The 13,804-nt window shown below is 59.5% G+C and carries 12 protein-coding genes, 1 tRNA gene and 2 pseudogenes; 11 read left to right on the forward strand and 4 right to left on the reverse strand.

Features of this window, described 5'->3' with window-relative positions; genetic code table 11:
• Positions 1 to 28 precede the first annotated feature (28 nt).
• The 9 genes and pseudogenes from flgC to C7378_RS00295 all read left to right on the forward strand — a co-directional run bounded on the left by flgC (position 29) and on the right by C7378_RS00295 (position 6,990).
• Positions 29 to 520, forward strand: coding sequence for a flagellar basal body rod protein FlgC (flgC, locus tag C7378_RS00255; protein ID WP_131990561.1), 492 nt, complete (start codon positions 29 to 31; stop codon positions 518 to 520).
• 30 nt (positions 521 to 550) lie between these two features.
• Entirely contained in the window at positions 551 to 838 is a 288-nt protein-coding gene (fliE, locus tag C7378_RS00260) for a flagellar hook-basal body complex protein FliE (protein WP_131990563.1), read from the forward strand.
• A 44-nt stretch (positions 839 to 882) separates the two neighbouring features.
• A complete protein-coding gene (gene fliF, locus C7378_RS00265; RefSeq protein ID WP_131990565.1) occupies positions 883 to 2,514 on the forward strand; it encodes a flagellar basal-body MS-ring/collar protein FliF in 1,632 nt (543 codons plus the stop codon).
• A gap of 11 nt (positions 2,515 to 2,525) precedes the next feature.
• A complete protein-coding gene (gene fliG / locus C7378_RS00270) occupies positions 2,526 to 3,608 on the forward strand; it encodes a flagellar motor switch protein FliG (protein ID WP_131990567.1) in 1,083 nt (360 codons plus the stop codon).
• A gap of 7 nt (positions 3,609 to 3,615) precedes the next feature.
• Positions 3,616 to 4,368, forward strand: coding sequence for a FliH/SctL family protein (locus C7378_RS00275; protein ID WP_131990569.1), 753 nt, complete (start codon positions 3,616 to 3,618; stop codon positions 4,366 to 4,368).
• Complete coding sequence (locus C7378_RS00280; protein ID WP_131990571.1) at positions 4,365 to 5,675, forward strand: FliI/YscN family ATPase; 1,311 nt, start codon at positions 4,365 to 4,367, stop codon at positions 5,673 to 5,675. Before C7378_RS00275 ends, C7378_RS00280 begins: the two co-directional genes overlap by 4 nt.
• Before the next feature lies 1 nt (position 5,676).
• A complete protein-coding gene (locus C7378_RS00285; protein ID WP_165876562.1) occupies positions 5,677 to 6,129 on the forward strand; it encodes a flagellar FliJ family protein in 453 nt (150 codons plus the stop codon).
• Positions 6,130 to 6,149: 20 nt separating this feature from the next.
• Positions 6,150 to 6,236 (forward strand) — tRNA-Leu (locus tag C7378_RS00290).
• A gap of 209 nt (positions 6,237 to 6,445) precedes the next feature.
• Positions 6,446 to 6,990 (forward strand): annotated as a pseudogene (locus C7378_RS00295) (AAA family ATPase).
• 222 nt (positions 6,991 to 7,212) lie between these two features.
• Here the strand turns inward: C7378_RS00295 and C7378_RS00300 are convergent.
• Positions 7,213 to 8,016, reverse strand: a complete 804-nt coding sequence (locus tag C7378_RS00300) for a hypothetical protein (protein ID WP_131990575.1) — start codon at positions 8,014 to 8,016, stop codon at positions 7,213 to 7,215.
• Positions 8,017 to 8,302: 286 nt separating this feature from the next.
• Here C7378_RS00300 and C7378_RS00305 point away from each other — a divergent pair, with 286 nt between their 5' ends.
• Positions 8,303 to 8,659 (forward strand): hypothetical protein, encoded by a 357-nt coding sequence (locus tag C7378_RS00305; RefSeq protein WP_131990577.1) that lies wholly within the window; start codon positions 8,303 to 8,305, stop codon positions 8,657 to 8,659.
• Positions 8,656 to 8,862, forward strand: a pseudogene (locus C7378_RS18110) (hypothetical protein); the annotation flags it as partial. The gene C7378_RS00305 and the pseudogene C7378_RS18110, both read left to right, overlap by 4 nt.
• 276 nt (positions 8,863 to 9,138) lie before the next feature.
• On the opposite strand, the gene C7378_RS00315 reads toward C7378_RS18110, so the two are convergent.
• The 3 genes from C7378_RS00315 to C7378_RS00325 are packed head-to-tail and all read right to left on the reverse strand — an operon-like array spanning position 9,139 to position 13,543.
• Positions 9,139 to 11,766 (reverse strand): c-type cytochrome, encoded by a 2,628-nt coding sequence (locus C7378_RS00315; RefSeq protein WP_131990581.1) that lies wholly within the window; start codon positions 11,764 to 11,766, stop codon positions 9,139 to 9,141.
• Positions 11,767 to 11,786: 20 nt separating this feature from the next.
• The gene (locus tag C7378_RS00320) at positions 11,787 to 12,344 is read right to left on the reverse strand and encodes a Rieske (2Fe-2S) protein (RefSeq protein ID WP_165876563.1); all 558 of its coding nucleotides are present in this window, start codon (positions 12,342 to 12,344) and stop codon (positions 11,787 to 11,789) included.
• A gap of 8 nt (positions 12,345 to 12,352) precedes the next feature.
• Positions 12,353 to 13,543 carry a cytochrome C gene (locus C7378_RS00325; RefSeq protein ID WP_131990585.1) on the reverse strand — a complete coding sequence of 397 codons (1,191 nt, stop codon included), beginning with the start codon at positions 13,541 to 13,543 and terminating at the stop codon, positions 12,353 to 12,355.
• Positions 13,544 to 13,804: the final 261 nt, after the last annotated feature.

Here is a 13,804-nt window from a genome sequence, read left to right on the forward strand (position 1 = left end):
CCAAGGGCCTGAAAGAAGGGAGAGATCGATGAACCTCTTTGGAGTACTTGAAGTAAGCGGCTCGGCGCTCAAGGCGGAGCGCATCCGCGCAGAAGTCGTGGCCGCCAACATGGCAAACGCCGAAACCACGCGCACTGCCGACGGTACACCTTACCGGCGTCAGCATGTGGTCTTTCAGGCGGAGGCCGCAGCCCAGCCAGGCTTTGCCAGCCACATGCTCGGTCCGGTTGGTTCGCTTAGCCCGGAGCTCATGGGGCCCGGCTCGGCCAATGTTGCAGATGGAGGCGCAGTGGGCGGGGTTGAGGTGTCCGCGGTGGTTGCCGATCAGGGGCCGCCTCTGCGCCGCTATGACCCGCAGCATCCCGACGCTGACAAGAATGGCTATGTCAATTATCCGGACATCAATCCGCTGACCGAGATGGTCGACCTGATGGGCGCGACCCGCGCCTATGGATTGAACAGTTCGGCGATCCAGGCGACGAAGAGCATGATTACCTCGTCGCTCGACATTCTGAAGTAGTTCATCTTTTGCCCGAAAGGACAGGAAGCAATGCAGATCAACCCACTCGCCGCCTCCTCCGTTGCCGGAGCCTTCGCCAGTCAGCCGGCATCGAGCCAGCAGCCCTTTTCCGGCCTCTTCCGGGAGGCGGTCAACAATGTCCAGCAGCTTGAGTCCAAGGCCTCGTCCACGGTCGAGGGGCTGTTGAGCGGATCAGGCGTCGATGTCCATACAGCCATGATCGCGACCGAGAAGTCTGACATGGCCTTTGAGCTGGCGCTCTCGGTGCGCAGCAAAGCTGTTTCGGCCTACCAGGCGATGATGAACATGCAGTTCTAGCTGTTCGTTAAAACGCTTCCTTATTCGAAAGACGGCAGAGAGCAATGGCACTAGAAGAAAATCCGCAGCAGCGAGGGCCCGCGGTGGTTGGAGCGGAGGGAAAGAAGGGGCTGGACCAGGTGCGTTCCTTCTGGACCACCCTCGCCGGCCGCCTGGAGCAGATGGCCCCGGAGCAGCGCCGGCGGCTATACGCGGCGATGGGCTGCGCCCTGGCCTGCCTGGCCGCGCTTACGTGGTATGCGACGCGGACCGACTGGCGCGTGCTCTATGCCGGGCTCGAATCGAGCGACGCGAGGGAGATTGCTGCCGAGTTGACGGCCGCGAACATTCCTTTCGATGTCTCGCCGGATGGCGCGACCCTGCGTGTGCCCGAGCCCAACCTCGATAAGGCGCGCCTGGCCACCACGGCCAAGGGCGGCCCGAAGAGTGGGCGGATGGGCTTTGAACTCTTCGACAAGCCGAACTGGATCGGCTCCGATTTTGACGAGAAGGTGAACTATCAGCGCGCACTGGAGGGTGAACTCGAGCACACCATCGACACGCTCTCTGCAGTTGAGTCGGCGCGGGTGCATGTGGTGATGCCGCACGACTCGCTCTTCACCGATCAGCAGCGCGATTCGAAGGCCTCGGTTGTCCTGCGGCTGCGGCACAGCTCCCTAAGCAATGATGAAGCGGATTCCATCCGCAACCTGGTGGCGAGCGCCGTCGATGACCTGAAGCCGGAGAACGTTGCCCTGGTTGACTCCGAAGGTCGCTCGCTGGGCAAGAAGTCCGGCGATGCGGAGACCGCGGCGCATGAACAGCTGCTCGCCGACAAACTGATCGAGACACTGGAGCCGGTAGCAGGTGCGGGGAATGTGCGCGCTTCGGTCAATGTAGAGTACGACACCTCGACTGCCGATGAAGTCGATGAGACCTATGACCCGAACAGTGTTGTAACTCTGGCCATGCAGCGCAGCGAGCAGACCTCGGGCACGCAGCCGGTCGCCGCAGGCGTTCCCGGCACCGCGAGCAACGCGCCCAATGTGAAGCCGCCGCTCTTTCCCACGCAGAACAGCGGACAGCAGAGCGCCAAGCAGGAGAGCAGCAACTACGGCGCATCCAAGCGTACGCGGCACATGACCCAGGGTTCGGGCAAGATTCGCCGCATCACTGCTGCCGTGTTGATCAATGACCGCATGACGGTGAATGGCAGGAAGATCGGCTGGCAGCAGCGCACGCCGGCTGAGATGAAGCAGCTTTCGGAGCTGGCCGAGGCCGCCGTCGGCTATGACCAGGCGCGCGGCGACCAGGTGAGTGTCGAGAATATCGGCTTTGACAGTGATGCCGGGAAGCTGCAGGAGGGCTTTGCGGAGCGGGTGAGACGCACGGCGAACGACTGGCAGGTGCCGCTCAAATACCTCTCTATCCTGATCGGCATGCTCGCACTGGTGCTCCTGGTACTGCGGCCGCTGGCGCGCAGCGTGACTGCCGCGCCCCAGCCGCAGTTCTCCGCGACAGCGGACGAGTCTCTGTTGCCGGAGGCGACGCAGGAGAATGCCCCAACTTCTGAGCAGACCGAGTTCGCAAGGCAGAAGCAGCACGCGCAGCTTGTCTTTGACACGGTTGCCGAGCAGCTGCGGAAGGAACCGCAGCAGACCACCCGGCTGCTGCAGAGCTGGATCCACACCGAGTAACGGAGAGCACCATGGCCACGCAACCCGCAATCCCCGAGAGCGCCCCGGTTTCCCTGATGCCTGCGCCGGAGCGCAGGAGCTCCGACCGCAAACTGTCGGGCATCCGCAAGGCCGCGATCCTGGTCGTCGCCATGGGCGATGAGCTGGGCAAGAAGATTCTGCAGCATCTGCCGGAGGGAGACCTGCAGAGGCTCACGACCGAGCTTTCTGAATTGAAGAACATTCCCCCCGCGCTTTCAGTTGAGGTGCTCGAAGAATTTCACGAGATGCTCGCCACGCAGCAGTACATGATGCACGGCGGCATCGACTACGCAACCAAGCTGCTGGTTGAGACCTTTGGCAAGCAGCGCGCGGAGGATCTGCTGGCGCTGGTCAAGCGGGCGCAGGAGGAGAGCCAGGGCAATCTGGCCATGCTGCAGAAGGTTGATCCGCAACAGCTCGGCAAATTCCTCGACAGCGAACATCCGCAGACGGCAGCGTTGGTGCTCGCGCACCTTGATCCCAAGCGCGCCTCTCAGGTGCTTGAAAATCTCGGCGAGACCCAGAAAGTCGCAGCCGTCCGGCGGCTTGCGGAGATGCGCCAGTTCTCGCCTGAGATGGCGCAGAAGGTGGCCGTGATCCTGCATCGCCGCCTGGAGACGGTTGGTGGAGATACGAGCCGGCAGTCCTACTCCGGCTTCAAAGCGGTGGCTGATCTGCTCAACCGTATCGATGCGGACAAGGCGAAGAAGATCCTCGAAGAAGTCGAGGAGGGAGATCCCGAGGTGGCGCTGAATATCCGGAATCTGATGTTCACCTTTGAAGATCTGGTGACCATTCCCCCTGCGAGCATGCGCGAGATCGTGGCGGAGACGGACAAGCGGCAGCTGGCGCTGGCGCTCAAGGGCGCGCGGGAAGACCTGCGCGTGAGTGTCTTCCGCGCCATGTCTTCACGCGCAGTTGAGATGCTGAAGGAAGACATGGAGGTGCTGGGGCCGGTCCGCACCCGTGAAGTTGCCGCAGCGCAGAATGAGATTTTGCTCCTGGCGCGCAAGCTCGAAGCGGATGGCAAGGTCATCCTCAAGATCGAGCAGGGCGACGACCTGATGGTGTGAGGACACAATGCCAGCCACTCCGAACTACAAGATTGAGCCGTTGCAGTACGCCCCCTGGCAGACCACTGAAGAGGGCGCCATCCCTCTGCCGCCGCCGCAGGAAGGCCTCGTGGCAGAGCGTCCGCGCGACCCGGTCAATGAGCTTTCGGTCGAGCGCATCAATGAGCGTATCCGCGAACTCGAAAGGCAGCTGGCTGAGCGCGAGGAGCTGGCCGCACGCCAGATCGCGGAGGCGAAGACCACCGCGCTGCGCCAGGCACAAGAGGCACAGCAGAGCGAGACTCACGCACTGCAGACCCGCATCGCCAACCAGGTTACTGGCGCGGTCCAGCGCTTCGAGGCTCAGTGCGAGAGCTACTTCGCGCAGGTGGAGCATGAAGTAGTAAGGCTCGCCCTGAGCATCGCTTCGCGGGTGCTCCACCGCGAGTCGCAGATCGATCCGCTGTTGCTCTCCGGCGCCGTGCGGGTTGCCCTCGGGCAGCTTTCTGAATCGACCGACGTTACGCTGCGCGTGCCGGCCGCTGATCTGAGTCTCTGGACGGAGATGCTGCGGCACATTCCCAATCTGCCTCTCCATCCGCAACTGGTCGCCGACGGCTCTCTCGAGACGGGCGAATGCGAGATCGAGACGAAGATGGGCTCAATCGACCTTGGAGTGAAAGCGCAGCTCGGGGAGATCGAGAGAGGCTTCTTTGACCTGCTCGACCGGAGGCAGCAGCTGACGGGCAAGAAGCGTGCCGGCGCCGGGCCGGAAGCATGAGCCTGCTCGGCACCTACTTCTCGCGCCTGCGGCAGCGTCCCTCGTGGCGCTGGCAGGGTCACGTACTTGAGGCCATCGGCCAGACCATCGAATCGGCCGGCCCGCTCTGTTCGGTGGGGGAGTGCTGCGAGATCATCGACAGCGAAGGGCAACGACACCTCGGCGAGGTTATAGGATTTCGCGGCAATCATGTTCTATCGATGCCGCTCGAGAGCCCGGACGGAATCCGCTATGGCGATAAGGTGTCGGGCCTCGGCGTCATGCCGCATCTTGAGGTTGGCGACGCGCTGATTGGCCGGGTCTTCGACGCGCTCGGCAACCCGCTCGACGACGCGCGCCGGCCCTCGCTGCAACACATTGTTCCGCTTGACGGCAGAGTGCCGCATCCGCTCGAGCGCGTGCCCATCAAAACCTCTCTCGGCACAGGCATTCGCGCCATTGACGCCCTGCTCACGGCCGGTCGTGGCCAGCGCCTCGGCATCTTCGGTGGCTCCGGCGTCGGCAAGAGCACGCTGATCGGCATGATGACTCGCAACAGCGAAGCCGATGTGATTGTCGTAGGCCTTGTGGGCGAGCGCGGACGCGAGGTGGGGGAGTTTCTAGAGGACAGCCTGGGCCCGGAGGGTCGCAAGCGGTCGGTGGTGCTGGTCTCCACCTCAGACCAGTCGCCGCTGATGCGGATGCGCGCGGCGCTCTCGGCCACCTCCGTAGCAGAATATTTCGCTGCGCAAGGCAAGCACGTGCTGCTCGTGCTGGACTCGCTCACTCGCTTCGCGATGGCCGCGCGGGAGGTTGGCCTCGCAGCCGGCGAGCCGCCCACCGCCAAAGGCTACACCCCTTCCGTCTTCCACCGGCTGGCGAAGCTGGTGGAGCGAGCCGGGCAATATCCCAACGGCAGCATCACGGCCTTCTATACGGTCCTGATGGAGGGCGATGATCAGCAGGATGTGCTGGTCGATGCAGTCCGCTCACTGCTCGATGGCCATATTGTTCTGTCGCGCAGTCTGGCGGCGGAGGGCTGGTATCCACCCATCCAGGTGCTGGACTCCATCAGCCGTCTTATGCCTGCGGTCACGGAGAAGGAGCATCGCACCAATGCGGCTCTTCTACGCAAGATGCTCTCCGTCTACGCGCGCTCGGAGGATCTGGTGCGCATCGGCGCCTACAAGCCGGGTTCTGATGCCGAACTCGATCGTGCGCTGCGCTCCCGGGCGGCGATCCGCTCCTTTCTGGAGCAGGATGCAGAGGAAGAGGTCACATTCCGTCATTCCATCGACCAGCTCGCGCATTTGGCAGCGGAGATTTAGCATGTCGTCGCTCGCCCGGCTGCTGCGCCTGCGTTCGTTGCTTGAAGATGTCAGCAGGGCAACCCTGCAAAGCGAGGCGAGCAGGGCGCGGCAGATCGAAACCGCGCTGCAAAGCCATGAGACAGGCATCGCCGCCGCGCGGGTTGCTGGATTTGACGCACTGCTCGCAGCGGAGACACCTCCCTGGCTGATGGCGGAGGCAACGGGCGAGATCGGCCGCTGGCAGGTCAAGCAGCTAAAGCCGCTGCTCGAGCGTCAGCGTCAGCGGGTTGACGCGGCGGAGCAGGCTTACCTCGAAAAGCGCCGCGAGCGCCGCCAGGTAGAAACGGTTTTGCAAGCGCAGCGGCAGGCGCGCGAACTGGAACAGGCAAGGCGCGAACAGCAGCAGATGGATGAGTGGCACGCATCGCGTGCAGTTGCGCTGAAGCAAAAGGCCGCGCGTCATTTACGATAAGGGAAGCGCAAAGCCGCCAGGCCCGGATGGCGAAATCGGCAGACGCAGCGGACTTAAAATCCGCAGGCCGCAAGGCCGTGGGGGTTCAAGTCCCCCTCCGGGCACCAAATTAATAAGAGGGTTATGCGAAATTGACCTCTCGAAAGCGAGAGGTCAAAATTGTTTGGTGGCTGTTCTGATGGCTGTTGGTCTCTTCATGCGTACATTTCTTTTGTGGTGTTTTCCAGCTCTGAAGGAATCGCTGCGATGGTGCTTTCCAGAGTGTTCATTTCGAATCCTTCAGTCCTGCACGTTCAGAACGCCTATGCTTGAGTAGATGAGAATTGCCGACGAGATAATCAAGAGCGTGGGCTTCGTTAGCCGCGACACTGATTCACTTCGCTATGCAGGCACGGCATTCATTGTGCAAGTGCCATTCGACGCAACTTCCGGCTGCCTCCATCTGGTTACTAATGAAGGTTTCGCACCCACGTCCCGCGCGGCGCAAAAGCTGACCGATGCTGGTATGGAAACATCCACACTGCAAAAGCATCTTGCACTTGGGGCCAAGCCGGACACCGGAGAGCGCCGCCTGTACGTGCTCGATGAATCCTCACTTGCGTCCACCCGACAGATGCACGAGTTTGTGAGTCGTCTGCATCCCAATGACCGCGTGTTGCTGGTTGGCGATCGGCGGCAATATGAAGCGGTCGAAGCGGGACGTCCTTCCCGCAGCTTCAGGACGCGGGCATGAAAGCGGTGAAGCTCGAAGAGGTTGTCCGCCAGAAAAGCCCGGAGCTGAAACAGGTGGTCGAACAGATTGCGCGGGGACGAGATGCGCGAAGCCATCCAGGGTTTGGAGCGGCAGGGCCGCGTCCATGAGATTGTAGAAATTCCCCATCATGCCCCGGCCCGGAGAGTGGCTATTTCGTCTTGAGGGGCAGGTCAAGCAGCTCCTCCACCTCCAAGCATTCGCTTCGTCGACCTGTGGGCGGTTGCGCCATGCTGGGCCTGCCACCCAAGACGCCGAAACCCCGCCAATTATGGCGGGGCATGATGGGAGGAAAAGCGAAACCTTTAGATTTTTTCTTGCATAGAAAAGCATCACTTCTTTTGTGCAAGGGCAAAATGTGGATTCGATAGAGTCTTCACCGAGACCTTACCGTTTGCATTCGGTATCCATTGTTGCGTTGTTTGAATACCGATAGCGCAGCTCCCGCCATTAGGATTAAAGGTAAATACCCACACCTTCTGGACTGGAGCATGATCGAGAACTTCATTAAGAAGCTGGCGGGCAGGAACGGCACCTGTATGCCTGAGTGCGACTTGGGTTTGCTCCATAACGTTATCGATCAATCCGCCCTGTTCTGCCCTGACCCCAGTAGCGTTTGCCAGAGACACCATGATTTGATCGACTTCCGCACGAAGCGACCTCGTATCACTGTCGATTTTGACAGGACGGTCGAGAAGAGATTGAGCTGGCGCAACATCAAAGCGATAATCCGATACTTTCAATACACGATACTTGGTTAGAAATTGAGCGTTGTACTGGTCTACGATTGCTTGCAAGACACGGTTTTCCTCAGCAGATGAGCTATTCTTGGGTTCGCTGAAATGTGACACAAATTTGCCGCCCTTTAGATAGAGGCCATGAACTGCATCTGAGGTAATCTGGTCAGAGCCAGATGGGTACAAAGGGTCTTCGTAGTCAACAGTCCAACCATATTGCCTTCTCACGCTTGCAAGGGTCTGCCATAGTGGGCGGATATTATTGGCAGTAACGGATACAGTTCCATCGCTGGTGCGACTTACGCTCGCATCTATCGTAAACGATGGAATAGACGAAGCTGCTTGAGACCAGAGTGTCGCACTGCAAGTGAGAAGTATTGCGAGCACGCTAATTTTCATAATTCAACTTCCTTTCCATCGAGTCAGTATGGTATTTCGCTACTGCATACCTGACCATAGCCCACTGGTCCGCGACAGTTCTGAAATGTCGCGGGCATCCAGGCGTGAGTGGCGGCGTATGGTATGTGCAAGGGATCACATGGGGACCAGACAATGTAGGTTGGTTGCCCGCGTCAGTTCAATAATCGGAGTGGCCTGCCCGGTAATTTGAACCGACGAGATTGTTAGTGTAGCGCGGCGGGAGAGGTAGATATCTGCCCCTCGCAGTAGTAGGCGGCATGGGAAAGTGGAAAGAGTTCTTTGCTTTCCACTTTTGTATGGTCCGCCGACGGATGGCAGTCGCGACCGGGTGGCGGAACGCGGATGGGACGCCATGGGCAGGCTCCTGCGGCGGTTTGCCTTCGAACCCAGGGTCCACCTGGAAAACGGATTTGCTGGAGAGAACGAGCCCGTCTGGTTCAAGATTTTCGATGACAATCCCGATATTGTGATGGACAAGAGAAGCGACCTTGATGTCTGCAGCATCTGGTACTTGAACGCATACGGTTCACCTATTCTCTTCGACTCTGGAGAAAGCTGTTTCTGGCTGATTGCTGAAGACGCTCACACGCCACCCATTCAGAACCAGAACCTCAAGACATGAAATGGGCAATCAAAAGACCAATTGCACTTTTCGATTTGGACGGGACGCTTCGCGATACGTATGCGACCATTTACCCTCGGGCCGATCGGGTTCGGCTGTTCGATGGAGTTGCAGACCGCCTGCGGGAGCTCCGGCGTCGAGGATATCTGCTGGCCGGAATCACAAATCAGGGCGGTGTTGCGAAGCGAGTCATCACGAGCAAAGAAGTCGAGGCGGCCATACGCGCGACACAAGTCCGCTACCGACATCTCTTCATTCTGATAACTGGGCAAAAACTGCAGACGTTGATCCAAGATCCTAACACTCGCAATGCTACGAAAAGCGTAGCCGTGACGGTTTAGCTCTCTTCCAGCATTTTTCAATGCGTCCGCAAGATAGGTCTGCGAGACGATGGCGCAACGTCTTTGCACGTTGCGCCATCGTCGCCGGCTTCCTATCACGCCTTCGGCTCCTGCCTGCGCGAGCCGCGCTCTTCCTCTCTACTGTTCTGCGCCGGTGCTGGGCATTGACCGAATGTAGGCCACGATTGCCTTCATGTCCTGCGCGTTCAGGTTCGTGAGGGGCATGCCGCCCTTTTGCATTTGCTTGCTGTGATGCCGCAGCAGGTTCTCAAGCATGGGTGCGGGAAGAATCGACGCCGTTCCAGCCAGTCCGGGAGCGGCTACCGTTCCCTGCAAGCCGCCTACTCCGTGGCAGCTCTCACAGGAGTAATGCTGAAAGAGCGTCTTGCCACGCAGTGCGTCTGCCGAGAGGGGCGCCGCACTTATCGGCCGCGCTGCCTTAGCCGCAGGCGCAGCACCGGCGGCAGTCGACGGCGCGCCATGACTGGAGGACGCTGCCTGCGCCGAGGCTGCAGGAGCGGCAGTGCCCAGGCTGGAGAGATAGGCGATCAGTTGCTGCATCTGCGCATCGTTGATTGCGACTGTAGGCATGCCGCCGTCACGCATCTTCTTGGTGGGATGGCGCAGCAGGGCCGTGAGCTGAGCTGGCGGAAACTTCTGCGATATCCCGATCAGGCTGGGCGCAAAGTGTGTGCCTTGCGCATTCACGCCGTGGCACGCCGCGCAGCCATTGGCCACGAAGATCGCGCGGCCCCCGGATGCGGGCGTGTTTGCCGCCGCGTGGCTTTGCATTGCAGCAGCGGCAGGAGCGCTCGAAGGCGCTGCAGCGGGTGGGGCTGCCGCGGCGGTGGCATTCGACTCGTCCGTTGTGCTCTGCTCGGGCGTCGCCGCGGTGGCTGGCTCGTTCTGCTTCGGAGCAGCCGATGCCGTGCCCAAAGTGCGCAGATACGCGATCAGCGAGCTGACCTCCTGGGGCGTTGCTGCCAGCGGAGACATGCCACCGGCACGCATTTTTGCGTTCGGGTTGTGAAGCAGGGCAACCAGTTGCTGATCAGAGGCTTTTGCGATCAGGCCTCCCATCGGCGGCACGCGCGCTGTTCCTGCGCCCGCCTGCCCATGACAGGCGAAGCAGGCATGCGCCTGAAACATCTGTTGTCCGGCGGCAACCTCTGCCGATGCCGCTCCTCCGCCTGCTTCCGCTTCATGCGAAGTGCCGCCGCCCATCACAGCCGACTCTTTTGTCGGCGGAACCGGTCCCAGTTGGGCCACTTTGTGTGTCGCGGGCACGTTGGCAGCGCTTGTGCCAAGCGCGCCGAGGTAGCTGAGCAGCGCTGACATGTCGCTTGCGGAGAGGTCTACCGCAGGCATGTTTCCGGCGCGCATCTTTGCGTTGGGATTGTGCAGCAGAGCCGTGAGCTGCGCTGCAGGAAACTTGCTGGTGATACCTACCAGGCTCGGAGCGGCCGGAGTTCCTGTGCCATTTGCTCCATGGCAGCCGGAGCATCCATTTGCCTCAAAAACTCCCTTGCCCTGGGAGATCAGCGGATTGACCGGACCGGAACTGGCGAGTCCGGCCACGCTTCCTCCCGGAGACTCGACATAGGGTTGAAAGGGGGCCTTGCTGTATTCCTTTGCCTGCTGATCCTGCAGCGCGATCTGTGCCGCGATCGTGGGATCGTGGGCATCGTCAAGATGGCTCTTCATGCCGAGGAAGACTGCGCCTACCAGCACGATGGCAACTCCGAGCAGTGGAATGGGCCTGCGCCAGGGTCTGCGTTCCAGCTTGCGATCGAGAAACGGCAACAGAAAGAACAGCAGCGCGAGGATGCCCGGCACGACAACGATGGCAAAGACTACCTTGGGCCCTTCCCAGAACTTGAGCCACTCGAACATCGGCAGGTAGTACCACTCGGGCCGAGGCAGGAACTGCGTATCCGCAGGATTGGCAACTGGTCCCAGTTCCACAGGATGGAAGTAGGCCAGCACTCCGAGCCCGATCATCAGGAGCAGCGCGAAGGCCATGTCCATGAGCACCTGGCGGGGATAGAAGCCCTCGGGCGGAAGCTTTGGATTGACGGGGTCTTCGTTGATCGGCCCGGCTGGACCTGCTTTTCTGAAGAGCACAATGTGTGCGCCGATAAAGAGAAAGATCGCGCCCGGAATCAGGAAGACATGCGCCAGATAGAAGCGCGACAAGGTGAGGGTTCCAAGTGTGTCCCCGCCGCGCAGCAGCTTGGTCAGCCACTCTCCGATGAAGGGCACCTCGCCGACAATGTTCGTTCCTACCGCGGTCGCGAAGTAGGCCTTCTGGTCCCACGGCAGCAGATAGCCGGTGAATCCCATGGCCAGCACAAGGAGAGAGAGCAACGCGCCCGACATCCAGAGCAGCTCTCTGCGCCCTTTGAATGAGCCGTAGAGGAAGGTCTGCAGAAAGTGGAGTGCCAGCACGATGATCATCGCGCTCGAGCCGTAATAGTGCAGGCTGCGCAGGAACGCGCCCGCCGCAACCTGCTTGGTGATGTAGGCGACGCTGGTGTGCGCTGTCTCTGCCGAAGGGACATAGTAGAGCGCCAGGCACAGCCCGGTGATGATCTGGGAGATGAAAATAAAGAGCAGCCCCGAGCCAAATACATAAGCAAGGCGGGCACCCCCCGGAATTGGTTCGTCCAGTGAAGCATGCATCAAACCGGTCAAGCCGGTGCGCTTATCGAGCCAGCCATAGAGACGGCCTGGAGTCTTTTTCTCTTGCGGTTTATCTTCCTTCACTGGATCTCCCACTATCGCACCTAGCTCAATATTTCCTGGTTCGGTACATTCGATCGGAAGTACTCGAAATGAACCATCAGTTTTCCGTTTTCAACCTTGTGGGGAAGCGCATCCATTGCGCGTGGGGGCGGCCCGAAGACGTGCCTTCCACTAGGCGCGAACCGGCCGCCGTGACATGGGCACACAAATTCATTCTGGGCCTTCTGCCAGGAGACGCTGCAGCCCAGATGAGGGCAGATCGCAGACAGTACCTTCAACTGCCCATCTGCATTCCGGCTGACATAGACCGACTGCGATGAGACTACTTCGCGCCATCCATCCAGCTGTCGGAACTCAATCGTCTTCATCACCGGCTGCGATAGATTGGCTAGCTCCTCCACCGGGGCAACTACTGACCATCCACTCTGCTGAGACTTGGCATAGAGCGGATAAAGTACATAGCGAAGCACAGGCACGGCCAGCAGGGCGCCCATCCCTGCTGTGCCGATGCCCAGGAGTGTTCCAAAAAAAGACCGCCGGTTAATAACTATTACGTCTTTACTACTTTCTTTTTCATTCCCACTGCTGACAGGTTCCATGCGGTCTCCTAGAAGTTCACCCATAAGGCTAAGTACAGCGAATTATTGTCGGAAGCATTGCGATTTGCACCATCGTAGTTATTGCTGGCGCCGTTGAACTTGAAATATCCGGTGTAGGCCGCACTTAGATCAATGTTTTGCACGGGCCAGTAACCGAACTGTGCGATAAAGCCGCTCGTGTTGGGATGTCCATTATTGCTCCCGGTTAATGGAGCCTGCGCGTAGAGCAGTGCATCGGCATTTCCGGTAGTTGAGAACAGCGCGCCTGTTGCACTGTATTTATTCGTCCAGTGGTAGGTGCTGTCAAGCTTGAAGGTGTTCAGGTAGTTAGACTTTGTGCTCGCTCCACCTGCAGCGAAGGTCGCACCAAGGTCTGATTTTTCGTGGATATACGTTCCGTGCGCGTCCAGCAGGTTCGCGCCGAAGGGCCGTTCATATTGGAAGTCGAAGGATGGATCTACATATCTGTCTTCGGGACCTGTAACTGCGCCCGGAAAGGAGTTCATGTAGATGCCGTAGGTGCCAACTTCAAGATAGTTGCTGCCCCAGGTCTGCTGCCATGCAGCTCGCCAGTAAGGCGCCGCTCCGCTGATGTTGTACTGGTAGCCGGTGCCTGTCACAGGTGTGCTGGCGCCGCCATGCTCTGAGCGATAAAGGGTAACGTCTGTGTAGAGATGATTGGCGTACAGGCTGTAAGCGCCGAGGCCTGCAACGTCCTGCGCCAGGCCGCCGCTGATGACAGGTGAGGCGATCGGACCAACTGCAGAGCTGGAGGAGATCCACGGAAAGCCCCACGCTGGCGTGCTGTTCCATACATCTTCCACGGTTGGATTGTTATTCAGCGTGATCCCATAGAGCAGGTCGTGATTCCCCAGCTTTGTCTGATTGGCATAACGCAGATCGGTATTATCCATGCCGAAGTGATCGTCGGAGTGCGTGTAGGTGACCTGCGCCATTCCTCCGAAGTGAGGAGCAAAGGCTCCCGCCAGAAAGATACTCAACTGCTGAGGAAACCCGGCGCTTCCGTTCTGCGAACTCGGCTGGGTCGCCTGATCGACACTATCGGAGACAAGTATCATCGCCGACAGCGGAATATACCTTGTGAGCAGCAAATCTTTGGAGTTACCGACCTTGTCTCTCGGCGTCATGTCTGTAAGTACATAGCCATGCAGTTTGAAGTTTCGTCCGAAGGCTGTCAACTCCGGAGGATTACTGTGGCATACATTACAGGAGAGTCCAGTCTGACGCGCGAAGCTAGGAACTGCATAGGCATCTCCGGCAACAAGGAGAACTAAGAGAAGTGGTATCGTCCGGGCTATTTTTAACATGACGAGTCCTTAATGTTCCGGTAGCTAATATGTGGTTTTGTGAAGCTGTAGATGCTGACCGCGTATAGCTCACAGCGCCAGTCAGACGCTATGTCACAGATAAGACATACAGATAGTACTACGTCCGCTAAG

This window comes from Acidipila rosea (genome assembly GCF_004339725.1).
GTDB classification, from domain to species: domain Bacteria; phylum Acidobacteriota; class Terriglobia; order Terriglobales; family Acidobacteriaceae; genus Acidipila; species Acidipila rosea.

Coding starts and splice junctions, on each gene's coding strand:
- C7378_RS00320 (WP_165876563.1), bottom strand. CDS start 12,344: ATGGAACCTGTCAGCAGTGGGAATGAAAAAGAAAGTAGTAAAGACGTA.
- fliE (WP_131990563.1), top strand. CDS start 551: ATGCAGATCAACCCACTCGCCGCCTCCTCCGTTGCCGGAGCCTTCGCC.
- C7378_RS00275 (WP_131990569.1), top strand. CDS start 3,616: ATGCCAGCCACTCCGAACTACAAGATTGAGCCGTTGCAGTACGCCCCC.
- fliF (WP_131990565.1), top strand. CDS start 883: ATGGCACTAGAAGAAAATCCGCAGCAGCGAGGGCCCGCGGTGGTTGGA.
- C7378_RS00280 (WP_131990571.1), top strand. CDS start 4,365: ATGAGCCTGCTCGGCACCTACTTCTCGCGCCTGCGGCAGCGTCCCTCG.
- fliG (WP_131990567.1), top strand. CDS start 2,526: ATGGCCACGCAACCCGCAATCCCCGAGAGCGCCCCGGTTTCCCTGATG.
- C7378_RS00300 (WP_131990575.1), bottom strand. CDS start 8,016: ATGAAAATTAGCGTGCTCGCAATACTTCTCACTTGCAGTGCGACACTC.
- C7378_RS00285 (WP_165876562.1), top strand. CDS start 5,677: ATGTCGTCGCTCGCCCGGCTGCTGCGCCTGCGTTCGTTGCTTGAAGAT.
- flgC (WP_131990561.1), top strand. CDS start 29: ATGAACCTCTTTGGAGTACTTGAAGTAAGCGGCTCGGCGCTCAAGGCG.